23 protein-coding genes are annotated in these 24,019 nt (G+C 50.5%); 14 read left to right on the top strand and 9 right to left on the bottom strand.

The features are described from left to right. Positions 1–335: 335 nt before the first annotated feature. From rpsF to rplI, 4 genes are read left to right on the top strand one after another with little or no spacing between them, the layout of a single operon-like run. Positions 336–731: a 30S ribosomal protein S6 gene (gene rpsF / locus A7K98_RS17250; protein ID WP_038023514.1), complete on the top strand. Its 396-nt coding sequence runs from the start codon at positions 336–338 to the stop codon at positions 729–731. A gap of 3 nt (positions 732–734) precedes the next feature. Then, entirely contained in the window at positions 735–1,055 is a 321-nt protein-coding gene (priB, locus tag A7K98_RS17245) for a primosomal replication protein N (RefSeq protein WP_087489662.1), read from the top strand. A 4-nt stretch (positions 1,056–1,059) separates the two neighbouring features. Continuing rightward, the gene (gene rpsR / locus A7K98_RS17240; protein WP_000135199.1) at positions 1,060–1,287 is read left to right on the top strand and encodes a 30S ribosomal protein S18; all 228 of its coding nucleotides are present in this window, start codon (positions 1,060–1,062) and stop codon (positions 1,285–1,287) included. 39 nt (positions 1,288–1,326) lie between these two features. Beyond that, the gene (rplI, locus tag A7K98_RS17235; protein WP_087489661.1) at positions 1,327–1,779 is read left to right on the top strand and encodes a 50S ribosomal protein L9; all 453 of its coding nucleotides are present in this window, start codon (positions 1,327–1,329) and stop codon (positions 1,777–1,779) included. Positions 1,780–1,860: 81 nt separating this feature from the next. On the opposite strand, the gene A7K98_RS17230 is transcribed toward rplI, so the two are convergent. Next, positions 1,861–2,520, bottom strand: coding sequence for a LysM-like peptidoglycan-binding domain-containing protein (locus A7K98_RS17230; protein ID WP_232461558.1), 660 nt, complete (start codon positions 2,518–2,520; stop codon positions 1,861–1,863). Between the two features lie 208 nt (positions 2,521–2,728). Here A7K98_RS17230 and fklB point away from each other — a divergent pair, with 208 nt between their 5' ends. From fklB to A7K98_RS17215, 3 genes are all read left to right on the top strand, one after another. Continuing rightward, positions 2,729–3,349 carry an FKBP-type peptidyl-prolyl cis-trans isomerase gene (gene fklB, locus A7K98_RS17225; RefSeq protein WP_038023492.1) on the top strand — a complete coding sequence of 207 codons (621 nt, stop codon included), beginning with the start codon at positions 2,729–2,731 and terminating at the stop codon, positions 3,347–3,349. 201 nt (positions 3,350–3,550) lie between these two features. Then, entirely contained in the window at positions 3,551–4,297 is a 747-nt protein-coding gene (cysQ, locus tag A7K98_RS17220; RefSeq protein WP_087489660.1) for a 3'(2'),5'-bisphosphate nucleotidase CysQ, read from the top strand. Between the two features lie 455 nt (positions 4,298–4,752). Next, on the top strand, positions 4,753–4,959 hold the full coding sequence (locus A7K98_RS17215) for a DUF1107 domain-containing protein (RefSeq protein WP_038023414.1): 207 nt from the start codon (positions 4,753–4,755) through the stop codon (positions 4,957–4,959). Positions 4,960–4,996: 37 nt separating this feature from the next. Here the strand turns inward: A7K98_RS17215 and A7K98_RS17210 are convergent, their stop codons facing one another. Continuing rightward, a complete protein-coding gene (locus A7K98_RS17210; protein WP_087490572.1) occupies positions 4,997–6,340 on the bottom strand; it encodes a hemolysin family protein in 1,344 nt (447 codons plus the stop codon). A 496-nt stretch (positions 6,341–6,836) separates the two neighbouring features. On the opposite strand from A7K98_RS17210, the gene tamA reads away from it, so the two are divergent. The 3 genes from tamA to A7K98_RS17195 are packed head-to-tail and all read left to right on the top strand — an operon-like array spanning position 6,837 to position 12,822. Beyond that, on the top strand, positions 6,837–8,582 hold the full coding sequence (tamA, locus tag A7K98_RS17205; RefSeq protein WP_087489659.1) for an autotransporter assembly complex protein TamA: 1,746 nt from the start codon (positions 6,837–6,839) through the stop codon (positions 8,580–8,582). Continuing rightward, positions 8,579–12,469 carry an autotransporter assembly complex protein TamB gene (gene tamB / locus A7K98_RS17200; RefSeq protein WP_198361114.1) on the top strand — a complete coding sequence of 1,297 codons (3,891 nt, stop codon included), beginning with the start codon at positions 8,579–8,581 and terminating at the stop codon, positions 12,467–12,469. Before tamA ends, tamB begins: the two co-directional genes overlap by 4 nt. Positions 12,470–12,471: 2 nt before the next feature. Continuing rightward, entirely contained in the window at positions 12,472–12,822 is a 351-nt protein-coding gene (locus A7K98_RS17195) for a gamma-glutamylcyclotransferase family protein (protein WP_087489658.1), read from the top strand. 53 nt (positions 12,823–12,875) lie between these two features. On the opposite strand, the gene ppa is transcribed toward A7K98_RS17195, so the two are convergent. After that, positions 12,876–13,403, bottom strand: a complete 528-nt coding sequence (gene ppa / locus A7K98_RS17190) for an inorganic diphosphatase (RefSeq protein ID WP_087489657.1) — start codon at positions 13,401–13,403, stop codon at positions 12,876–12,878. A 255-nt stretch (positions 13,404–13,658) separates the two neighbouring features. Here ppa and A7K98_RS17185 point away from each other — a divergent pair, with 255 nt between their 5' ends. Then, positions 13,659–15,215: a methyl-accepting chemotaxis protein gene (locus tag A7K98_RS17185; protein WP_232461557.1), complete on the top strand. Its 1,557-nt coding sequence runs from the start codon at positions 13,659–13,661 to the stop codon at positions 15,213–15,215. A 58-nt stretch (positions 15,216–15,273) separates the two neighbouring features. Here A7K98_RS17185 and fbp read toward each other — a convergent pair whose 3' ends face one another. Next, a complete protein-coding gene (gene fbp, locus A7K98_RS17180) occupies positions 15,274–16,281 on the bottom strand; it encodes a class 1 fructose-bisphosphatase (protein WP_087489656.1) in 1,008 nt (335 codons plus the stop codon). A gap of 152 nt (positions 16,282–16,433) precedes the next feature. On the opposite strand from fbp, the gene mpl reads away from it, so the two are divergent. After that, positions 16,434–17,795: a UDP-N-acetylmuramate:L-alanyl-gamma-D-glutamyl-meso-diaminopimelate ligase gene (mpl, locus tag A7K98_RS17175; protein ID WP_087490569.1), complete on the top strand. Its 1,362-nt coding sequence runs from the start codon at positions 16,434–16,436 to the stop codon at positions 17,793–17,795. A gap of 38 nt (positions 17,796–17,833) precedes the next feature. Here the strand turns inward: mpl and yjgA are convergent, their stop codons facing one another. Then, on the bottom strand, positions 17,834–18,379 hold the full coding sequence (gene yjgA / locus A7K98_RS17170) for a ribosome biogenesis factor YjgA (RefSeq protein ID WP_087489655.1): 546 nt from the start codon (positions 18,377–18,379) through the stop codon (positions 17,834–17,836). Between the two features lie 114 nt (positions 18,380–18,493). On the opposite strand from yjgA, the gene pmbA reads away from it, so the two are divergent. Then, entirely contained in the window at positions 18,494–19,834 is a 1,341-nt protein-coding gene (gene pmbA / locus A7K98_RS17165) for a metalloprotease PmbA (protein ID WP_087489654.1), read from the top strand. A gap of 77 nt (positions 19,835–19,911) precedes the next feature. Then, a complete protein-coding gene (cybC, locus tag A7K98_RS17160) occupies positions 19,912–20,298 on the top strand; it encodes a cytochrome b562 (protein ID WP_087489653.1) in 387 nt (128 codons plus the stop codon). 45 nt (positions 20,299–20,343) lie between these two features. On the opposite strand, the gene A7K98_RS17155 is transcribed toward cybC, so the two are convergent. Genes A7K98_RS17155 through A7K98_RS17140 form a run of 4 tightly spaced genes read right to left on the bottom strand, consistent with a single transcriptional unit; the run spans position 20,344 to position 24,001 of the window. Beyond that, entirely contained in the window at positions 20,344–21,126 is a 783-nt protein-coding gene (locus A7K98_RS17155) for a class II aldolase/adducin family protein (protein ID WP_087489652.1), read from the bottom strand. A 19-nt stretch (positions 21,127–21,145) separates the two neighbouring features. Further along, positions 21,146–21,931, bottom strand: coding sequence for an ABC transporter ATP-binding protein (locus A7K98_RS17150; protein WP_087489651.1), 786 nt, complete (start codon positions 21,929–21,931; stop codon positions 21,146–21,148). Next, entirely contained in the window at positions 21,925–22,923 is a 999-nt protein-coding gene (locus tag A7K98_RS17145; RefSeq protein ID WP_087489650.1) for an ABC transporter permease, read from the bottom strand. The genes A7K98_RS17150 and A7K98_RS17145 overlap by 7 nt, the downstream gene beginning before the upstream one ends. After that, on the bottom strand, positions 22,904–24,001 hold the full coding sequence (locus A7K98_RS17140; protein ID WP_087489649.1) for an ABC transporter substrate-binding protein: 1,098 nt from the start codon (positions 23,999–24,001) through the stop codon (positions 22,904–22,906). Before A7K98_RS17140 ends, A7K98_RS17145 begins: the two co-directional genes overlap by 20 nt. Positions 24,002–24,019 lie beyond the last annotated feature (18 nt).

The following is a 24,019-nucleotide window of genomic DNA, read 5'->3' as shown; positions in this document are numbered from 1 at the left end:
CACTTCCTCCTGTTGAGTCAGCAGCCATTTCTGAATGGCTGTGGATGACCTGCTGAGCATAGCACGTGGGTGAGATTTTCACCTGCGCGTCAGGATGATTGTGGTCTGAAAGGGGAATCGCAGGGGGAAATGATCAGGCTTTTGCCTGACCGTCAGCCGGTTTCTGCCCGACGGACAGATATTTTCTACCACTGGCTGATTTATTTGCTTGAGTTTCACTCATCTGGTCAGTATTATTACGCGTCAATTTTTCAGCCGTACTTAAAAACGTTCCTTGCTTCCATGGGCCACGGCTGACCCTGACAGGAGGCTGAATAATCCGTAAGGAGCAACCGATGCGTCATTACGAAATCGTATTTATGGTCCATCCTGACCAGAGCGAGCAGGTTCCAGGAATGATCGAGCGTTACACTGGTGCTATCACCGGTGCTGAAGGCACGATTCACCGTCTGGAAGACTGGGGTCGCCGTCAGCTGGCTTACCCGATCAACAAACTGCACAAAGCACACTACGTTCTGCTGAACGTTGAAGCGCCGCAGAGTGTTATCGATGAGCTGGAAACTAACTTCCGCTTCAACGACGCCGTTATCCGTAGCATGGTTATGCGCGTTAAAAACGCGGTAACTGAAGCGTCACCAATGGTTAAAGCAAAAGAAGAACGTCGTGATCGTCGTGAAGATTTTGCTAACGAAACCTCTGATGACTCAGATGCTGAGGATTCTGAAGAGTAATCCATGACGGTGGCTAATCATCTGCGCTTGTCCGGTACTGTCTGTGGCAATGTTGTCAGAAAGACCAGCCCCTCAGGAATTCCTCACTGTCAGTTCGTGCTTGAGCACCAGTCACTGCAGGAGGAAGCCGGATTATCCCGGCATGCACGATGTCGTATCCCTGTGATTATCAGTGGTAATGAACATCTGCAGATTACTCAACATATAACGGTCGGCACACAACTCATTCTTGGCGGTTTCCTGCATTGCCATCAGGCAAAAACAGGACAAAGCAGAATGGTGTTACATGCCGAGCAGATTGAATTGATAGATTCTGGAGACTAGCCTAATGGCACGTTATTTCCGTCGTCGCAAGTTCTGCCGTTTCACCGCGGAAGGCGTTCAAGAGATCGATTATAAAGATATCGCAACGCTGAAAAACTACATCACTGAAAGTGGCAAAATTGTACCGAGCCGTATTACCGGTACTCGCGCAAAATACCAGCGTCAGCTGGCCCGTGCTATCAAGCGCGCGCGCTACCTGTCTCTGCTGCCGTACACTGATCGTCATCAGTAATCGGCCACTGTCCATTAACGACTTTGAGAGGATAAGGTAATGCAAGTTATTCTGCTTGATAAAGTAACAAACCTGGGTAACCTGGGTGATCAGGTCAACGTAAAAGCGGGCTACGCTCGTAACTTCCTGGTTCCACAGGGTAAAGCTGTCCCTGCAACCAAAACCAACATCGAGTTTTTCGAAACTCGTCGTGCTGAGCTGGAAGCTAAACAAGCTGAAACTCAGGCTGCTGCCAATGCCCGTGCTGAGAAAATCAATGCACTGGGTACTGTAACCATCAATTCTAAAGCCGGTGACGGTGGCAGACTGTTTGGTTCTATCGGCGCACGCGACATCGCTGACGCAGTAACTGCGGCTGGCGTTGAAGTTGCTAAAAGCGAAGTGCGTTTACCGGAAGGCGTTCTGCGCGCTATCGGTGAATACGAAGTTAATTTCCAGGTTCACAGCGACGTTGTTGCTAAACTGGTTATTAATGTCGTTGCTGCTGCTTAATCTGCAGCGCAACAAAAACGCCGGCATTATGCCGGCGTTTTTGTTTCTGCCATATGCTGGTATCACCAGCATAAAATAAGCTCACTGAGCCCGGATAAAGCTGCCGTTGCCCTGACGGACAAACAGCACTGGTCCGTTGCTACCGTTAAGGGTTAACCCGGTCACGGTACCTCTGGCATTAATTCGCAAGCGTATTTGCTGACCAGTCTGTAAATTACTTAACGGTTTATCCGCCCCTTCGACATTTGCCATCGCAAACACATCACTGACCGGTAAATTATTATCTCTGAACAGCTGTGCCAGCGTCTGACCATCGGCAATCTGATAGTTATGCCATTGGCCCTGTGGATCATCTGACGATGGCACCGGAATAGATGATGAAGTATCACCGCTGTTATCTAACTGTGCCTGCATCACTGTTGAGTTGCTATTCACCGGGCGCTGTACCGGAAATTGCTGTGACTGACCTGGTAGTAAAATTCCGATTACCACCAGTATGACTCCGGCAAAGATTCCCCAGCGATGAGTGAGTGGCAGGGGGTCCATCCAGCGCAGTTTCTCAGGCCAGTGCCCGACCGAACTGAACAGGGAAGGCTGACCGGCGGTATTTTCCTGTTTCCGCATACTCGTTTCCTCTGGCGGAGTAAACAAATGGCGCAGACTGCCGGGCTTTGCTGCCTGTATGGCATCTGCAACGCGACTTCGGATAGTAGGGTGCTGACGGCGGGCAAATTGGCCCATCTTTATTCTCTCTTGTTACACAGCGAATGAATGTTCTGTTACGAATCTGACATATTGTTTATAGCAGACCCGCAGATAGTTGCACTTTATGCCTGCTATTGTTTATCTTTCAGAAAAAAAAGTCACCAGTTGCAGGTTCGGTTTTACCCCGGGGCCGCGCACTGTTATGCTGCCGTCTCAATTATCGAGGATAAAACAGGAACAGGAAATGACGACTCTTTCTTTTGATAGCGTTGAAGCGCAGGCAAGCTACGGTATTGGACTGCAGGTTGGGCAGCAGCTGCTGGAATCAGGATTACAGGGATTACAGCCTGAAGCGTTACTGGCCGGTCTGCGTGATGCACTGGAAGGAAACTCGCCGGCTGTCCCTGTGGACGTCGTACATCGTGCACTGCGTGAAGTTCATGAACGTGCTGAAGCTGTGCGCCAGGAACGTACTCAGGTTATGGCTGCTGAAGGGCTGAAATACCTCGAAGAAAACCGCCAGCGTGAAGGCGTCAGCAGCACAGAATCCGGCCTGCAATTCCGGGTACTGACTCAGGGTGAAGGTCCGATTCCTTCTCGTCAGGACAGGGTTCGTGTTCATTACACCGGTAAACTGATCGACGGAACTGTGTTCGACAGTTCGGTTCAGCGTGGCGAGCCTGCTGAATTTCCTGTCAGCGGTGTTATCGCTGGCTGGATTGAAGCGTTAACCCTGATGCCGGTTGGCTCGAAGTGGGAGCTGGTTATCCCTCAGCAGCTGGCCTACGGCGAGCGTGGTGCAGGCGCATCTATTCCGCCATTAAGCACTCTGGTGTTTGAAGTAGAATTACTGGAAATCCTGTAATTCTTCTGCTCAGTGTAAACCGGCCAGTGTGCCGGTTTTTTTTGGCTTAAATTTACCCGTTTTGATGGATTAAAGGGCATTGAGTGGCAGATATTCGCCTGTTACAGCCTTCTGCAAGCCAGATAAAAATACGTTACACTGAAAAAACTGAGATTAATGATGCATCTCCCTGATGAGATGCTGAATGCAAAGAGGTGAATCATGCTGGAACAACTTTGCCAGCTGGCAAGAGCGGCCGGGGCTGAAATTATGCAGATCTACAATGCCAGCCAGCCCACAGAAGTGTTACATAAAGCAGATAACTCACCGGTTACTGCGGCCGATATTGCAGCGCATCATGTGATCCTTGAAGGATTGTCCAGGCTAACCCCGGATATTCCGGTATTGTCGGAAGAGTCTCCGGTTCCCTGGGAAGAGCGCAGACAATGGCAGCGCTACTGGCTGGTAGACCCACTGGATGGGACTAAAGAATTTATCCGTCGTAATGGTGAGTTCACCGTGAATATTGCTCTGATTGAGCAGGGTGAGCCGGTTGCCGGAGTGGTTTATGCCCCGGCTAGTGATCTGATGTACTTTGCCGCCGATGGACAGGCCTGGAAAGAAGAGCAGGGCGCCCGCACTCCTATCCAGGTACAGCAGGCTAATCCACCGCTGGTGGTTGTCAGTCGCTCGCATGCGGATGCTGACAGCGAACTGAAAGAGTACCTCAGCCAGTTGGGTGAGCATCAGACCGTTTCAGTAGGCTCTTCTCTGAAATTCTGCCTGGTCGCAGAAGGCAAGGCTCAGCTTTACCCGCGTTTCGGGCCTACCAATATCTGGGATACCGGAGCCGGGCATGCAGTTGCAAAAGCCGCGGGTGCGCATGTGACCGACTGGGCCGGGAAAACGCTGGATTACACGCCTCGTGAATCCTTCCTTAACCCGGGTTTTCGTGTCAGCCTGTTCTGATACTACGATTTCATTTGGAATAATCTGCTGCTTTCCACGGGCATAAGCACAGCCAGTAACGGAAAACAGCAGATTTCAAAGAGCACTCTGGTGTGCTCTTGTGGCTTTTTGTGCGGCAGGAATATTTCTTTAGCTTCGTTGTCTGCCACGAATTACCGCTTTACCCGGCCTTTAACTGCGGCACCTGCCTGCTATTTTAACCTTCGTTCATTTTACTGAAACATAACCCCTGCATGATACGCGCTCGCAGGTTGTTAATAATTTGTGTGAGACTGCACAGATATTAGTTTTATACTGTATTACAATAAATATACAAGATATAAGACTATTCCATGATGATTTTGTGGTTTATCTGATTGAGCGGTGGGGCACTTTTTCAGTAAATTGTGGTCATAACAGTGAAATCCGTTTTGGATCTCTGACTGTCAGGGCATCAGCAAGTAAGGATCATAAGGATGAAGATTTTTCAGCGATATAACCCTCTGCAAATCGCTAAATACGTCAAAACGTTATTTAAAGGCCGTTTGTATATTACTGGCATTGGGGCTTTTGATTTCGATAAAGGCAGGTTGTTACTGCCATCTGTAAAAGATAAGCAGCAACTGAATGTGATGTCGGAGATTAACCGGCTGGTATTGCGCTTACAGGCAGAATATCGTTAAAAAAGCCAGGGCGCCGACAGGCGCCCTGATTGTTGGTTTAGCTGACCGTGGTACTTTCTTCAGCCACCGCCGTTCCCGCCGGAACCAGAACTGCAGGTCGCTCATCTATCCTCGTGACCAGTAACTGATCGATACGGTAGCTGTCGATATCCACCACCTCGAATTTGTAGCCAGAGAACATCACAAAGTCGGTACGTTTCGGTATTTTCCTCAGCATATACATCATAAAGCCGCCGATGGTTTCGTAATTACCGTTATGCGGGAACTCATCAATATGTAAAACCCGCATCACATCGTCGATAGGCGTACCGCCCTCAACCAGCCATGAATTCGCATCCCTGGCGACGATTTGTTCTTCAAAGCCCTGTCCTACCAGGTCACCCATCAGTGTCGTCATTACATCATTCAGTGTGATAATACCCACTACCAGTGCGTATTCATTCATGATGACTGCAAAGTCTTCACCTGCAGATTTAAAACTTTCCAGTGCTTCTGACAGGGTTAAAGTATCCGGAACTATCAGTGCCGAACGAATCTGCACACCACTGTTGAGCGTCAGACTTTGGTTACCCAGTACACGTAACAGCAATTCTTTGGAATCGACATAACCAATAATATGGTCAATATCGTTATTACAGACCAAAAATTTGGAATGCGGATGACGTGCGATTTTCGACTTCAGGCTCACTTCATCTTCATTCAGATCGAACCAGACAATATTTTCACGCGAGGTCATGGAAGACGGAACAGTACGTGATTCAAGCTCAAATACGTTCTCAATTAACTCATGTTCCTGTTTCCGAAGTACCCCGGCCAGCGCACCCGCTTCTACTACTGCGTAGATGTCATCAGGTGTGATGTCATCTTTACGTACCATCGGTATTTTAAACAGGCGGAAAATATTGTTGGCCATGCCGTTAAAGAACCATACCAGTGGCCGGAACACCGTCAGGCAAAAACGCATCGGGTGGATAATTCGTAAAGCAATTGCTTCCGGAGCAATCATACCGATGCGCTTCGGCGTCAGGTCAGCAAACAAAATGAACAGGCTGGTAACGATGGTAAAAGAGCAGATAAAGCTTAACTGGTCGGCAACTTCCGGCGAGAAAAAGCGTAAAAACAGCGAGTTGAAAGCCGGTGAAAACGCTGCATCACCGACGATACCGCCAAGAATAGCAACTGCATTCAGGCCGATTTGTACGACGGTGAAGAACATGCCCGGGGATTCCTGCATTTTCAGGATATGTTGCGCCCGAACATCTCCTTCATCCGCCAGTAATTTAAGTTTAATTTTGCGGGCGGCAGCCAACGAAATTTCAGACAGAGAGAAGAATGAACTGATCACTATCAGTAATAAGATGACAAATAAGCTATCTAACATAGAAGGTCCAATTTTTATACTTTTGTCATTTTTGGCGTGGGCAACAGAAACTTCCACGTATGACATGAGTGCCATACTGGCTATCCGCGCCAAAAATGTCTGTCCGGCAGCTAAATAGCATACCTCTCAGACAGAAACGACTCAGGTTTTCCTGAAGGGCCGATTATAGCAGCAGCCGCAGAGGGGCCGCCAGAGGTAAAGGTGAACAAATTTTCATCAATAGAAAAATGTATCGCCAATATGAAAATGGTAGTTTTTTATCCCGGATTTTGTGGTGAGTTTGCCGGTTAAAATCGCTGGAGTGGTTTTTTATCTCACTACGGGTGTTGTGTTAACTGATGCATTTACCGACAATAGCCGATATCTCTGTTATTTTTATCTTTTTGGTTGTTTTTTTACCCGCGGGTCCGGATGGACGACTACGCTGTAGATAAGGTATTTATATATACTCCGGGCGATGACTCCGGGAAAACGGCCGGTATAAACAGGAGTTTGCGTGCCACGTCTACGTTTATCGCTATATGGTGTGACGGTATTGCTTTTGGCAGCGCCTTCGCTTCAGGCTGCGACTGTTAAGTTGCAGCTGACAGGGCTTTCAGGCGAATTACAGAACAATGTCCGGATTCGCCTGGCGGCAATTGCCAGTGAAGAAGTCTCTGCTGACAGTCGTTTTCAGGCTCGTCTGACGGATTCTATTAAAGTGAGCCTGAGAGCGCTGGGCTATTATCAGCCAGAAATCACTTTCCCGACGCCACCCGATGCGCTGGGGGGGGGAAACACGGTAATCCGTGTGAATGTCGATGCAGGCCCGCCAGTGAAAATTGCCGGCAGTACCATAGTGGTGGAAGGCGAGGCCAGTAAAGATCCTGATTACGCTCAGTGGGTGAAAAAAGGACGGCCGAAAAACGGTACCGTACTGAATCACGGACAATATGACAGTTTCAAAAGTGGCTTTTCCAGCATCGCATTGCGTAAAGGCTACTTTGACGGCGAATTCAAAAAAAGCCAACTCGGCGTCTCGGTTGACCGGCATGAGGCTTTCTGGGACCTCGACTATGACAGCGGGCCGCGTTACCGCTTCGGGGATGTCAGCTTTGCAGGCTCAAATATCCGCGAAGAATATCTGCGCAACCTGATCCCTTTTCATAAAGGGGACTATTACAGTTCCACTGACCTGGCCGAGTTAAACCGTCGGTTATCTGCCACAGGCTGGTTCAGCTCAGTAGTGGCTGCCCCTGAATTTGATAAAGCGCATACGACTAAAATTCTGCCGGTTAATGCAGCACTCACCCCGGCGGTAAAAAATTCTGCAGAGACTGGTATTGGTTATTCCACCGATGTCGGCCCGCATCTTAAAGCCACCTGGAAACGACCGTGGGTTAACGATTACGGCCAAAGTCTGTCGGTGAATACTTACCTGTCACAGCCGGAACAACAGCTGGACACGACTTATAAAATCCCGTTACTGAAAAGCCCGCTGGAGCAATATTATCTGTTGCAGGGTGGGTTAAAGCGTATCAACCTGAACGATACCAAATCAGATACCTCGACAGTGGCCGTATCACGTTACTGGGACAATCAGTCCGGCTGGCAAAAAGCACTGAATTTGCGCTGGAGTCTGGACAACTATACCCAGGGTAATGTGTCGGATAAGACCATGTTGATCTACCCCGGAGTGAGTGTTAACCGGACCCGCTCGCGTGGCGGGATGATGCCTACCTGGGGAGATTCCCAACGCTATTCAGTAGATGTCTCTGATACCACCTGGGCTTCGGATGTTAATTTTGTTATTTTTCAGGCACAAAACGTCTGGATCCGAACGCTGGCGCAAAAACACCGTTTTGTATTCCGTGGCAACTTTGGCTGGATAGAAACCAGTGATTTTGAACGTATTCCACCGGATTTACGTTTTTTCGCCGGGGGTGACCGCAGTATTCGTGGTTATAAATACCAGGGTGTTTCGCCGCGCGATTCTGACGGCAAGCTGACCGGTGCTTCGAAAATGGCTACCGGGTCGATTGAATATCAGTACAACTTTACCGGCAAGTGGTGGGGGGCGGTATTCGTCGACTCCGGCGAAGCGGTAAATAATTTTAAAGATACCAACATTAAAACCGGGACCGGATTTGGTATCCGCTGGGCTTCCCCTGTGGGCCCAATCAAACTGGATATCGCCGCCCCGGTGGGTGACAAAGATAATCACGGAATGCAGTTTTATATAGGACTGGGGCCGGAACTATGACGCGATGGAAGAAAGTCCTGACAGGGATTCTGATATTTTTACTGCTGCTGATAGCGATAGTTGGTTTTCTTATCGGCACAGCGCCAGGCCTGCATCTGGTGCTTAACAGCGCAGCCCGCTGGGTGCCAGGGCTGAAAATTCAGCAGGTTGAAGGTGGCTGGAGCAACCTTACTATCAAAGGGCTGGGATATCAGATGGCCGGTGTTAGTGTGTCAGGTGGCGAACTACACCTGTCGCTGGATGCTTCGTGTCTGATTCACTCTTCAGTCTGCGTTAACGATATTTCCCTGAAAGATGTCAGCGTGGTGGTGGACAGCAGTAAAATGGCACCCGCTGCACCTGAAAAAACGGAAGACGATAGCAGCAGTGGTAATCTTTCCACCCCGTATCCCATCACATTACGGCATCTTGGTTTAGATAATGTCAGTGTTAAGATTAATGATACGGCGATTGCTCTGGGAAGTTTTTCGACCGGGCTGAACTGGCAGGGTCGCCAGCTGACACTGACACCAACCAAAATCGCGAACCTGCTGCTGGCATTGCCTAAAGCCAAAGCCGCGGCAGAGCAGGTTTCAACTGAGGCTGTGGTTAAACAGACTGACAAGCTGAAGCAGAATGTTGCCGCGACGGCCGGACAACCGGTAACCCCAACGGCTACCCCTGCGACCGCAACAGATAATCAACCCTCTTCAGAGTCGAAAACCGCACAGACAAAACCCCAGCCGGTTCCGGAACAATCGCCGTCTGAGATGCTGAGAGCGTTGTTTGCCAAACCATTACTGGATTTGCCTGAGTTTCACTTACCGCTGGATCTGACTATTGAAGAGATCAGCGGTGAAAATCTGCGTCTGACCGGGGATACCGATCTGACCGTCAACCAGTTGCTGCTGAAAGCTCAGGCGGTCGATAATAAAGTGGATTTACAGACCCTGAAAGTGAATGCTCAGCAGGGAATACTCAGCGTCACCGGCCAGGCGACCCTGAGTGGTGACTGGCCGCTAAATCTGACGCTGAACAGCGACATTAATATGGACCCGGTCAAAGGCCAGAAAGTGAAGCTGGTGATGCAGGGCGCAGCCAAAAAACAGGTCAGTCTGAATCTTAATCTGTCCGGTCCGGTAAAAGCCCAACTGCAGGCGATGGCTCAGCCTGCGGTAACGGGGCTGCCGTTCTCGTTATCTTTCAACAGTTCTCAGTTACGCTGGCCACTGACCGGGCAGGCTGACTGGCTGGTGAAAAATCTGGCCCTGACCACTGGCGGGAAAGCGACGGATTACACTATCTCATTACGGACATCAGTGTCCGGTACCTCCATCCCGCCAGCGGATATTGCCCTCGATGGTAAAGGGAATACCGATCAGTTCTCTCTGGATAAGTTGCGGGTGTCGGCGTTGCAGGGCAATGTCGATCTTCATGCATTGCTGGACTGGACTAAAGCGATTAGCTGGAACAGCCAACTGACGCTCAGTGGTATTAATACTGCAAAACAGTATCCGGACTGGCCGGCGAAACTTGACGGTAGCATAACCACGCGCGGCAGCCTGTATGGTGGTAGCTGGCAGGTTCGGGTGCCGTCACTCTCACTGACCGGCAATGTGAAACAGAATGCAGTTAACGTAAAAGGTTCTCTTTACGGCAACAGCTATAACCAGTGGAGTATTCCGGAGATCAGTCTGCTGCTGGGCCAAAACCGGTTGGATGTGAAAGGAACACTGGCCGATAAAATTAACCTTGATGCCACTATTGATGCCTCGCACCTCAATAATGCCTTACCGGGGCTGGGTGGGGTCGTGAAAGGGACGATTAATGCCCGTGGTACATTACAGCAACCGGAACTGCAAGCTGATCTTGATGGTCGTGGTTTACGCTGGCAGCAGCTGAGTATTGGCAGCTTTAGTCTGAAAGGTAATGTCAGTTCAGCACAGCAAATCGCCGGTAAGCTGGCCTTGCGGGTCTCGCAGTTACAGCAGGCGGCGCTAAAAATTAGCAGCATTGTGCTGGACGCCAGTGGTAACGAAAAACAGCACCAACTGAAACTGACGGTGGATGGTGAACCGGTATCGGGGCAGTTACAGCTAAACGGTAGTTTCGACCGGCAGACCCAACGCTGGCAGGGCGCACTCAGCAATACGCACTTTAATACTCCGGTGGGTGAGTGGCGACTGAGTAAGGCTGTTAGCCTGGATTATAAAAATGCGCAGAAAACGATCACGGTGGGTACCCATTGCTGGCTGAATCCGAACGCACAGATTTGTGTTCCGGAGCCAGTGGTCGCCGGGGCCGACGGGCATGCGCATATTCAGCTAAGCCGCTTCGATTTGGCGATGCTTAAACCAGTGTTACCGGCGGATACGGAACTTAAAGGGGTATTCAGCGGCGACGCCCGGGTTAACTGGACAGCAGCCGGTGGCTTGCCGACCGGTAATGTCACTCTGAGCGGTAAAGGTGTTGAGGTAAAACAGAATGTTCAGGGCAATATTTTACCCATAGCCTTTGATGCTCTGAATCTGAAAGCCTCGCTGGTGGGAGGAAAAGCCCAACTGGGATGGCTGGTGAAGATTGCTAACAATGGTCAGTTGGATGGCAACATTCTGATTAATGATCCACAGAAGGTGCGCAATCTCAGTGGTTCGGTCAATATTGCTAATCTGTCACTGGCGCTATTTAATCCTGCGCTGGCGAAAGGCGAGCAGATTAAGGGAATGTTGAACAGCAAGCTGCGGTTGTCCGGGAATCTGCAAAATCCACGGATCTTCGGCCAGACAGCATTAACTGATATGGTGATTAACGGCAATTTTATGCCGGTAGAGATGACCGGGGCGAATCTGAATCTGGTGTTCGCCGGAGTCAGCTCAACCCTGCAGGGGCAGATCCAGACCCGACAGGGTACCCTGAATCTGACAGGGAATGCCGACTGGGCTCAGTTGGATAACTGGCGCGCACGAGTGGCAGCCAAAGGCGATAAAATCCGGGTGACGGTCCCGCCAATGGTCAGGATGGATGTCTCACCAGATCTGGTGTTTGAAGCGACTCCGTCGGCCTTTAATCTCGACGGTAAAGTGGATGTGCCCTGGGCAAGAATTACCGTTCAGCAGGTACCGGAGAGCGCCGTAGGGGTTTCTTCTGATGAAGTGATGCTGGATGATAATCTGAAGCCGATTCAGCCTAAAACAACATCAATTCCAATAAACAGTAATTTAATCATACATGTAGGTGACAACGTCCGGCTGTCTGCTTTTGGTCTGAATGCCCGTCTGACCGGGGATTTAAAAGTAATACAGGATAAGAATGGACTAGGACTTAACGGACAGATTAATATCCCGTCAGGACGCTTCCATGCTTACGGTCAGGATCTGCTGGTACGTAAAGGACAATTACAGTTCTCCGGCCCGCCGGATCAGCCGTATGTTAATCTGGAAGCTATCCGCAACCCTGAAGCGACAGAAGATAGTGTGACAGCGGGGATCCGTGTGACCGGTCTGGCTGATGAACCTAAAGTTGAAGTGTTCTCAGACCCGACGATGTCACAACAGGAAGCGTTGTCTTACTTATTACGCGGACAAGGGCTTGGCAGTGACGGTGACAGCAATGCACTGACATCGGCACTGGTTGGGTTAGGGGTTGCACAAAGTGGTCAGGTCATGGGCAAAATCGGCGAAACCTTCGGTGTGAGTAATCTTTCTCTTGATACCGCAGGGGTCGGTGATAGTCAGCAGGTGCAGGTCAGCGGTTATGTCCTGCCAGGGCTGCAGGTGAAATATGGTGTCGGATTATTTGATTCTCTGGCGACCTTAACCCTGCGCTACCGGCTGATGCCTAAACTCTATTTGGAAGCGGTGTCTGGTGTTGATCAGGCCCTCGATTTGCTTTATCAGTTTGAGTTTTAGCAATGCGAATAATCGTCTATGGCAGTTTAAGGCGCAAACAAGGAAACAGTCATTGGATGACCAATGCGCAGTGGTTAGGGGATTATCAGGTCGAAGGTTACGATCTGTATAATCTCGGCCTTTATCCTGGCGTGGTTGCCGGGCAGGGAAGTGTTTATTGTGAAGTGTACCGGATCGATGCAACTACGCTTGGTGAACTGGATGCGTTACGCACCCGGGGCGGAGAGTATAAGCGTCAGTTAATATCCACTCCCTATGGTACTGCGTGGATGTATATCTACCAGCGACCGGTAGCAGATCGTCAGCAGATTATGAGCGGCGACTGGCTGAAAAGGGATGAAGAGTCGTTATAAATAAAAAACGCCGTCTGAAACAGACGGCGTTTTTTTATCCGCGGAGCCGCAGATTACTTCTTAGCGCGTTCAAAAGAAGAGACGATTTCGGCTTTCGCTGCAGCAGCATCTGCCCAACCGTCAACTTTTACCCACTTACCTTTTTCCAGATCTTTGTAGTGCTCAAAGAAATGGGTGATCTGCGCACGCAGTAATTCCGGTAAATCGGTCACATCTTTAACGTGATCGTATTCTTTGGTCAGTTTGCTGTGCGGAACAGCAACGACTTTCGCATCTTCACCGGATTCGTCGGTCATTTTCAAAACACCGACCGGACGGCAGCGGATCACTGAACCATGCTCTAACGGATATGGTGTAGGAACCAGAACGTCTACCGGGTCACCATCCAGTGACAGGGTATGGTTGATGTAACCGTAGTTACATGGGTAGAACATGGCAGTAGACATGAAACGGTCAACAAACAGAGCGCCTGATTCTTTATCAACTTCATATTTGATCGGGTCAGCGTTTGCCGGGATTTCAATGATTACATAAATATCTTCTGGCAGATCTTTTCCTGCCTCAACCAGGTTCAGACTCATCGTTTAATTCCTTCAATGACATCAATTAAGTGCCCGGTATTATAGCTAACTGACAGTGAAAGTATTGCCTCTTTTTCTGCTTTCAGAGTGATCCGTCCAGTGCTTTATGCGAAAAAACCCCTTATACAAAGCGCTCCCGGATAACTTAGCCCTTAAGTCACAGTGCTGGTGGCTGGTAAACCATGTAAAGGATTACCGGCCAGGGACGATAAACAGAGTATTCCTCCCCACAGACCTGTTAAGGAATGGGTTGTTATGCTGTTTAAATTGTCTCTGCGTAGTGGCTTACTGATTATTCTGACGCTAATGGCTGCACTGCTGATTGTGGTCAGTGCTACCGGATTTTTTGCGCTGAATGCGGCAGACCACTCACTGACCGAAATTAACCGTATTCATGAAGATGAACTGGCCAGCCTTTACCAGAGTAACAGTGATCTGTTGCATGGGCGGTCGCTGGCCGCACTGGCCGTGCGTAAAGCTGAACTGGGTGACAGTCGTGCGGCGGAAAAATATTTTCAGGACGTAAGTACGGCGGTCACTAATTCACAATCGCATATGAAGAAGTTTCTGAAAGCAGGTACCGTCACTTTGAAAGGCAAAGAGATGGCAGAGGATGTAGCTCAGAACTACCAGGCTTATATGGATCAGGCAATACTGCCAATGGTGGCCGAACTGCAACACGGAGACCTGGAAGGCTATTACCGGAGTATAGAAAAATTTCCGGCGTTAATGGCCGCGTTCAGTCAGTCAGTTCAGAATTTTAATCGCTATGCCAGCCATGTTGCCCAACAACAGTTTATCCTGGCCGGAAGTCGTAAATGGCAAATGGAAGTGCTGCTGGTTATCTGTTCGGTTATTGCCCTCGGTACGATGGTCGTCAGCTGGCGTATTTTACGTAAAGCATTGCTGAATCCGCTGGCCCTGGTCAGGGAACATCTGACATTGATTGCTGACGGGGATCTGACCCGCAGCGTCCCGCTGGCCGGTAACAAAGATCTGCATGTGGTGATGGGTACGCTACAACATATGCAGAACTCACTGACCCATTCTGTACAACAGGTATCGGGAGCCAGCTTTCAGATTGATCTCGGTTGCCGCGAGTTGGGGGCAGGGATTGTTAATCTGTCACAGCGTACCGAAGAGTCTGCGACTTCTCTGGAACAGACTGCAGCAAGTATGGAGCAGATTACAGCCACTGTGCGGCTAAATGCCGGTAACGCGCATCAGGCTCATCATTTATCTACCAGAGTATCTGAAACGGCACAGCGCGGGGCTAATGTGGTGAATCAGGTGGTTGAGAAAATGCAGGATATCACCCAAAGCTCGCAAAAGATCGGCGATATCCTGGGAATGATTGATGATATTGCCTTTCAGACCAATATTCTGGCTCTTAACGCCTCGGTAGAGGCGGCTCGTGCCGGTGAGCAAGGGCGGGGTTTTTCGGTGGTCGCTAATGAAGTCCGGAGTCTGGCGCAGCGCAGCGCCAATGCGGCAAAAGAGATTCGGCAATTGATTGTGACTTCGCAATCGCAGGTCTCCGACGGCAGTAAAATGGCCAGCCGTGCCGGGAGTGCAATGAATGAAATTTATTCTGAAGTATCTCAGGTCACTGTATTGATGAAAGAAATATCGGTGGCTTCAGATGAACAAAGTCGTGGGATAGAACAGATTAATGTCGCAGTAACTCAGATGGATGAAGTCGCACAACAAAATGCGGCACTGGTAGAACAGGCCACCTCTGCCACTCATGTGCTTGAAGAACAAAGTGCGCGGTTACAACAGACAGTCGCGGCGTTCAGGCTGGCTGTCTGACAGAAAACTCCCCCGCAGAGGCCGCCTGTGGCAGCGTTCTGTGGGGGACTACGGCAGATTATTTAGCGTTGTCGTCCGGATTATCATGGATGAGACGTTCAACATCATCCACCATCGCCGTGTTGCCGACAAAGAACGGACTGCGCTGATGGATGGTCTGCGGTTTCAGTTCCAGAATACGGTTAACACCGTCGCTGGCTTTACCACCGGCCTGCTCAGCCAGGAAAGCCATTGGGTTGCATTCATACAGCAGACGCAGTTTTCCTGTAGGATAACTTGCCGTGCTTGGATACAGATAGATACCGCCTTTCAGCAGGTTACGGTGAAAGTCAGCCACCAGAGAACCGATATAACGTGAAGTGTAAGGACGGTGAGTCTCTTTATCTTCTTGCTGGCAGTACTTCAGGTACTTCTTCACGCCGTTAGGGAAACGGGAATAGTAGCCTTCGTTAATTGAATAGGTAGCACCATAGGCCGGGAAGGTCATCCGTTCCTGGCTCAGACAGAACAGGCCAAGAGAAGGATCATAGGTGAAGGCATGAACGCCGTGACCGGTGGTGTAAACCAGCATGGTGGAAGAACCATAGACCACATAACCGGCAGCAACCTGCTCAGTGCCCGGTTGCATAAAGTCTTCTTCGGTGACCGGAGTGCCGACAGGGGTGATACGGTGGTAAATAGAGAAAATGGTACCTACCGATACGTTTACGTCGATATTTGATGAGCCATCCAGCGGGTCCATCAGTACGACGTATTTACCGTTCTCTACGCCTTCAAAGATGACAAACTCATCTTCTTCCTCAGAAGCGATACCGGCGACAATACCACGGGCTTTCAGTGCGGACTTCAGCTTTTCGTTGGCAAACAGGTCGAGCTTCATCTGCTGCTCGCCCTGAACGTTTTCAACACCGTTGGCACCCAGAATGTCCACCAGGCCTGCTTTATTGATGTCGCGATGTATAACTTTCGCGCCAAGTTTGATTGCTGAAATCAGTGCAGTCAACTCACCGGTAGCGTGCGGAAAGTCATTCTGCTTCTCAACAATAAATTCACCCAATGTTTTCATAACAATTCTCTGGAAAGGTTAATTAATGAATTACTCGATATTAACACTATTGCAAACTTAACGGGCGTGAATAACTTAATCAATCATCCTATTTCTTAGTTATCAGCTCTGGCGTTACACTGTACAGTAACTTTTGGGCAATGGATCAGTTTATGCGCATTCACATTCTGGGTATTTGTGGCACCTTTATGGGCGGGCTGGCAATACTGGCACGCTCGCTGGGGCACGAAGTGACAGGTTCGGACAGCAATGTCTACCCACCAATGAGTACTCTGCTGGAAAAACAAGGTATTGAACTTACTCAGGGCTATGATCCGCAGCAGTTGGAACCCGCACCGGATCTGGTGATTATCGGTAATGCCATGGGCAGGGGAAACCCTTGTGTTGAGGCTGTGCTGGAAAAAAATCTTCCCTTTATGTCTGGTCCGCAATGGCTGCATGATTTTGTGTTGCGGGACCGTTGGGTACTGGCCGTGGCCGGAACCCACGGGAAAACCACCACCTCCGGAATGCTGGCATGGATACTGGATGCCTGCGGTCTGGCGCCAGGCTTTGTGATTGGCGGTGTCCCGGGCAATTTTGACGTGTCTGCCCGGCTGGGTGACAGCCCGTTTTTCGTGATTGAAGCGGATGAGTATGACAGCGCATTTTTCGACAAACGTTCGAAGTTTGTCCATTACTGCCCACGTACACTGATCCTGAATAATCTGGAGTTTGATCATGCGGATATTTTTGATGATCTGCGGGCAATTCAGCGTCAGTTCCATCATCTGGTGCGTATTGTGCCAGGTCAGGGAAAAATTATCTGGCCAGAGCAGGACAGTAATCTGCGTCAGGTGATTCAGATGGGCTGCTGGAGTGAGCAGGAGACACTCGGTGAGCAGGGACACTGGCGGGCGCAAAAGCGTAATGCGGATGCTTCACACTGGGAAGTTCTGTTCGACGGTCAGCCTGTGGCTGAGGTGAACTGGTCGCTGGTGGGTGAACATAATATGCATAATGGTCTGATGGCGATGGCGGCCGCCAGGCATGTGGGTGTTACCCCTCGCGATGCTGCTGCGGCACTCAACAACTTTGTTAATGCCCGTCGCCGCCTGGAGTGGCGTGGTAAGTTTAACGGTATTGATGTATATGATGATTTTGCGCATCACCCGACAGCCATTCTGGCAACATTGTCAGCATTACGCAGCAAACTGGGTGGCAAAGCGCGGATTCTGGCGGTGCTCGAGCCTCGTTCAAACACCATGAAACTGGGAATCAGTAAAAACGATCTGGCGCCATCGCTGGCCAGGGCGGACCAGGTATTCCTGTTCCAGCCGCCTCACATTTCATGGCAGGTGTCTGAGGTGGCTGAAGCCTGTATGCAACCGGCACACTGGAGTGCCGATATCGATACACTGGTCGAAATGATTGCCAGAGAAGCGCAGCCAGGCGATACCGTGCTGGTGATGAGTAACGGCGGCTTTGAAGGTATTCATCAAAAACTGCAACAACGACTGGAAAAGCTCAGCTAATCCGCCGGCAGGGCGAAAAGTTCGCCCTGCCAGAACCTTTATTCGGCTTCAGCCAGTTCACGCAGGTACTGAAAAATCAGTCGTGCAGATTTTGGTGGCTTATTGGCGGACTTCTCTTTCTGAGCATTACGAATAAAGCTACGCAGCTGCTGACGATCAGCATCCGGATAGAGATTAATCACTTCGGCGATGGCATCATCACCCTGCTCAATTAAGCGGTCACGAATGGCTTCCAGTTTATGGAACAGTGCCACCTGCTGATTATGGCGGTTCTTCAGTTTATCTAACGCCTGACGTAATGGTTCGACGTCACGTGAACGTAATAATTTACCGATTAATTGTAACTGGCGGCGACGGGCTTCCTTCTTGATACGCTGTGCCAGTTCAATGGCATCGCGCAGTTGCTCATCCAGCGGAATGCGTTCCAGCTCATTTTTGCTTAAGTCGATAAGCTCCGCACCGAGGCGCTTAAGCTCTTCGGCATCGCGTTTTATCTCACTTTTACTGACCCAGATAATCTCATCATCTTCATCTTCCTGTGGGTCTGGCTCGTTGTCGAGCCACTCTTCTGGCTGTTTGGTCATTATCGGGCTCCTGAAAAAAGAGGCTAATGCTAACAGGTTACAGGGCGACTGCGAAATTGTTCTCTGACTCTGATAGACTGAATATATTCATACATAAGAGTAGACGGCGAATCGATGAACGTATCAACTCAGGTTGCAGAACAACGTAAGCTGCTGGAACAGGCAGTGTCTCACGCACTGGAACTGGCAAAAAACAGCTCAGATGGTGCAGAAGTCGCAGTAAGCAAAACCACCGGTATCAGCGTCAGTACGCGTTATGGCGAAGTGGAAAATGTTGAATTCAACAGTGATGGTGCGTTGGGTATCACCGTCTATCTGCAACAGCGAAAAGGCAGTGCCTCTTCGACTGACCTGAGTCCGGAAGCTATCCAGCGTACAGTTCAGGCTGCGGTAGACATTGCCCGTTATACCTCACCGGATCCCTATGCCGGAGTTGCCGAAAAAGATTTACTGGCCTGGGATGCGCCGGACCTGGATCTTTTCCACCCGTTAGACATCGAAGTTGACCGGGCTATCGAACTGGCGGCAGAAGCAGAACAATTTGCCCTGCAGGCAGACAAACGGATTATCAATACCGAAGGCGGCAGTCTCAACAGCCATGCCAGTATCCGCGTATTTGGTAACAGCCATGGTCTGCTTAACAGTTATTGCAGTAGTCGTCACGGCATCTCTGCCAGCGTAATTGCTGAGCAGGATGGTCATATGGAACGTAATTACGCTTATACAGCGTCCCGTGATTTTGCTGATCTGCAGTCTGCACAATGGGTGGGTGAAGAGTGTGCGCGCCGTACACTGGCCCGACTGGCACCGAGAAAACTTTCCACTATGGAAGCCCCGGTTATTTTTGCTGCTGAAGTGGCGACCGGACTGTTTGGTCATCTGGTTGGAGCAATCAGCGGCGGGAATGTCTATCGCAAGTCTACTTTTCTGCTGGATTCTCTCGGCAAACAAATTTTTCCTGACTGGCTGACCATTGAAGAACGCCCACATTTGCTGAAAGGCGTGGCTTCCACACCGTTTGACAGTGAAGGGGTTCGTACCCTTGACCGGACGATTATCGACCGTGGTGTATTGCAGGACTGGTTACTGACCAGCTACTCAGCCCGTAAACTAGGCTTGCACAGCACCGGGCATGCCGGAGGCATTCATAACTGGCGGATTGCAGGTCAGGGCAGCTCTTTTAACGATTTGCTGAAACAGATGGGCACCGGGCTGGTGGTGACAGAACTGATGGGACAGGGCGTCAGCGCGATTACCGGTGATTATTCGCGCGGAGCTTCAGGTTTCTGGGTAGAAAATGGAGAGATTCAGTACCCGGTCAGTGAGATCACTATCGCAGGAAACCTGAAAGATATGTGGCAGAACATGGTTACTGTCGGCGATGACATTGAAACCCGCAGTAATATTCAGTGCGGATCGGTGTTGTTGTCCGGGATGAAAATCGCCGGCCAGTAGTTCGGCGATAAGCTGCGGGTTCCGGTGACAATCATAACTATGCCGGAGCCCTGATTATCCACATTGAGGAGTGAGCAATGCATAAATCGTTGAAAACAGCATTATCTGCTGCGTTACTGCTTTCCTGTGCCACAGCCTATGCGCTACCGCTGGAACAGGATATGGACATCTTAGGTACCGAACTGGCTACCGTTCAAAGCACCAGTAGTGCGACAGAAATGCAGCAATCATTACAGAAAATGCACGATGCGGCTGAAGATGCGAAGAAATCGACCCCTTATAAACTGCAGGGCCAGTCAGCCGACAGTGAAGGGATAAAGGAATACCATGCCGGGCTGGATCAGCTGATTGCACAAATCGCGGTGGTGGATAAGCTGGCTGCTGCCAATAAACTGCCGGAAGCCAAAGCTGCAGCCAAAAAGCTGGGTGATATCCGTAATCAGAACCACAAGAAGTTCCGCTAGACCATAAAAGCCGGCACTGCCTTGTCAGGACAGTGCTGGTTGTTTTCAGCGCAACTCCGGGTCGGGTAGCGAGCGGAGTAATGCCTGCCAGTGTTTCCGGGTGATGGGGTCGTTACCGTCGCGGAAACGGGACGATTGCTGACGAACCTTATCAATCGCCTCCTGCGGCGCCAGTAAAATATTTTCCCTGCCACCGGCCAGTGCAGCTATCTGAATATTACAGGCCCGCTCCAGCATATGCAGATTACGAAATGCCTGGGCGATGTTTGCACCCGCCGCCAGTAAGCCATGATTTCTCAGGATCATCACATCGCTGTCCCCCAAATCATTCACCAGCCGCTGCTGTTCATCCAGATCGAGAGCAATGCCTTCATATTCGTGGTAGGTGATACGCGAGTAAAAACCGAGTGCATGCTGTGAAATGGGCAGTAACCCTTCACGCTGTGCCGAAACCGCAACACCATCACGGGTATGGGTATGCAGAATGGCTTTCAGATCCGGACGGGCTTCATGGATAGCCCCATGAATCACATAGCCGGCTTCATTAATTCCCAGCCCTGTCGGATCATCAATAATATTGCCACGCACATCAATTTTGATCAGGCTTTCAGGAGTAATTTCTTCAAATAACAGACCGTAAGGGTTAATCAGGAAATGCTCTTCTTTTCCCGGCACCCGTACCGAAAAATGAGTGTAAATATGGTCGGTAAACTTGAGTTGTGCGGCCAGTCGGTAGGCACGGGATAAATCCAGCCGGACAGCATATTCTTCAGCAGTCCAGGGATGTGCAGCAGCAGTACTGTGGCGAGCTAAGGTGTCTGTACTCATAAGGATTCCTGTCGATAAGTTACCAGTCAGTCCCCTGGCCCAGCAGGGCCAGAATTTCCTGACGTTGTTTCACCAGCAAAGGAGCATCACGATGGCGCGGGAAAGGCGCCGGATTATGAAATTCCGCGAGAATTCGCGCCGGACGTGGCGAAAACACCACCACCCGGTGGCTGAGTAACAAAGCTTCTTCAATATCGTGGGTAACCAGTACACTGGTATAACCCTGGCTTTGCCACAGGGTAATTAATTCACTTTGCATCCGGATTCGTGTCAGTGAATCCAGTTTGCCCAGCGGTTCATCCAGTAACAGCAACCGGGGTTCATTCAATAAAGCTCTGGCCAGCGCGGCACGCTGCGCCATACCCCCTGAAAGTTGTGCTGGCCAGGCATGGGCAAATTCCTGTAAACCGATACGGGAAATCAGCTGATCAGCTTTGGGGTGCTGGTCTTTAAGTTTTCTGGCCTGTGGACCGAGCAGGACGTTTTGCCGCACGGTTAGCCACGGATAGAGCGTCGGATCCTGAAATACCAGAATCCGGTCAGGGCCGGGAGCCGTCACCGGCTGATTATCTGCCAGCAGTTGCCCTTGTTGCAGAGGTTCGAGTCCGGCCAGCAGTCGTAACAGGGTCGATTTTCCACAGCCTGAAGGGCCGAGCAGCGCGACACTTTCCCCCGGCTCAATCTGCAGGCTGACATTATCCAGTACCGGCAGTTGTTTATCTTTCAGGGTGAAGCGGTGACTGATATTGTTCAGGCGAATACTCAGTCCGCGGGAATAGTCTGTTGCCAGTGCGGTATTTACCATTTCATGGTTCCTTTTTGCCAACGTAATACCCGGTTTCTGACGGCAAACAGCAGGCTAATCAGACCTGAACACAGCAGAGCCATCAGTATTAAGGCCGCATACATATTGGAATAAGCCGCCCAGCCTTGCGCCCACTGCAGATAGAAACCAATTCCCGATTTCACACCCACCATTTCGGCCACAATTAACACCGAAAATGAAGCGCCAAGGCCCATAAATAAGCCGACAAACACGCTGGGTAACGCCGCAGGAATAGCGACCCGCAAGATCAGAAAGCGCGAATTCCCACCCAGAGTACGTGCGACGTCGTACCATGCCTGATCGATACTGGCGACGCCGGACCAGGTCAGAACGGTTACCGGAAACCAGGTCGCCAGAGCGATTAAAAATACGCTGGCATCGTGGCTGGTAGGGAACAGGAAAAAGCAGAGTGGTAGCAGGGCGGTTGCCGGTAGTGGTCCCAGCACCCTGAGTAACGGATGCATCCAGTAGCCGACCCGGGGTGACCAGCCAATCGCCAGACCTGCAATAAAGCCGAATAGTGTGCCCAGCACTACTCCACTAAGCAGCAAGGACAGTGAGTGATACAGGCTGTCCAGCAGACGTGGCCAGTCATCGTGGAAAACCTGCAGCAATGCCTGAGGTGGCGCGAAAAATGGCACCGGCAGTAACAACAGTTTTGCAGTCAGGATCTGCCAGCTACCGAGCAGTACCGGCAAGGCTATCAGCCACGCTGCGGCATGATTCAGGCGTGGCAGGCGGCCAACCCAGTGTCGGTAAGTCAGGGTCAGCGCCAGCAATAATATCGCGATAGCGGTATTTATTTCCGCCCACAATTGTGAGTAAGGCCAGTCTCTGGCGCCATTTGGCCAGTAAACGGTAATTGCGGCGGAGAGAAGCCAGAACAACGCGGCAATTCCGCCTTTAGTCCAGAGCCGCGGTAATCTCAGTCGGGCAGGGGCCAGCAGGTCATCAGGCGAATACATTTGCATAAATACTCTCCGCGAACTGGTGAGGATTTACTGAAGCACTGATGACCTGTACCCGTTGCAAATCAGTCACGTAACGGGTCATTTCATTGACAAATACCTCTCCCACCGCATGGTGGTCGTGTGCCTGACTCATCAGGATGGCTGAAACTTCCTGTGGCGTGGTATTCAGTGCATGGGCCATAAATTCAGTACCCACTTTTTGCGGGTTTTTTGCTGCAAAGCTATGAGCATCCAGCAGGGACTGGGTCAGGGCTGCGGCTGCAGCTTTATGCTTACGTGCCAGAGTGCCGCTGACCCCGATAACACAGCAACTGAGATTGGCGTATTCGCCGGTCATATTACTGGCCAGTAGCTTGTATTTACCGGTATCCAGCATTCTGGTGCTGAAGGGTTCACTACCGCTGACGGCAGCAATTTCCCCGTTATCCAGTGCACGGGTCATCAGGTCCGCCGGATAAACTTTCCACTGAACATCGGAAATTGGGTCAACGCCATGATTTTTCAGTAAAATTGCGAAGAAGTTCTTATCCGGCCCGGCCATGTCTGTGACACCGATAGACTGGCCTTTCAGGCTGCTCAGTGAAGTGTAGGAGGAGTTTGTTGTGGTCAGCAGGCTCAGGCATCCCCCATGCGTTCCTGCCGTCAGTTTGACATCGAATCCCTGCTCCAGGGCTTTTAACCAGCGCAGGGCCATACCAATTCCGGCATCGGCTTTACCGGTGGCAATCGCCTGCAACAGCACATCGGTCGAGTTACCGAAGTTAACGAACTCGACATCCAGATTGTATTTGCTGAACAGATTCTGCTGCTGCGCCACCGTGACCGGCGCAATACAGATAGCACTTTGATTTATTGCCAGTTTTAATTTAAAAGGCTCCGGCAAACGTAGCGACGAAGTATCCGCCACCCCGCCTTTGGTATTGTCGGCAGCCTCTATCATCCCGGCCATACCAGCCATAGAATCACTGGCCGGCTGAGCCGCCCACAGTGGTGAAGAAAATCCCCCCAGTAACGGTGTGGCGGCAAGTCCGGAACTTAGCGCCAGAAAACGCCTGCGGGATAATACAGAAGAGCGCATAAATTATTTCCTTGTCAT

Origin of the sequence: Tatumella citrea, assembly GCF_002163585.1 — a bacterium.
Taxonomy (GTDB): domain Bacteria; phylum Pseudomonadota; class Gammaproteobacteria; order Enterobacterales; family Enterobacteriaceae; genus Tatumella; species Tatumella citrea.
The sequence above is the reverse complement of the archived record's forward strand: the minus strand, read 5'-3'. Positions and strand labels throughout refer to the sequence as shown.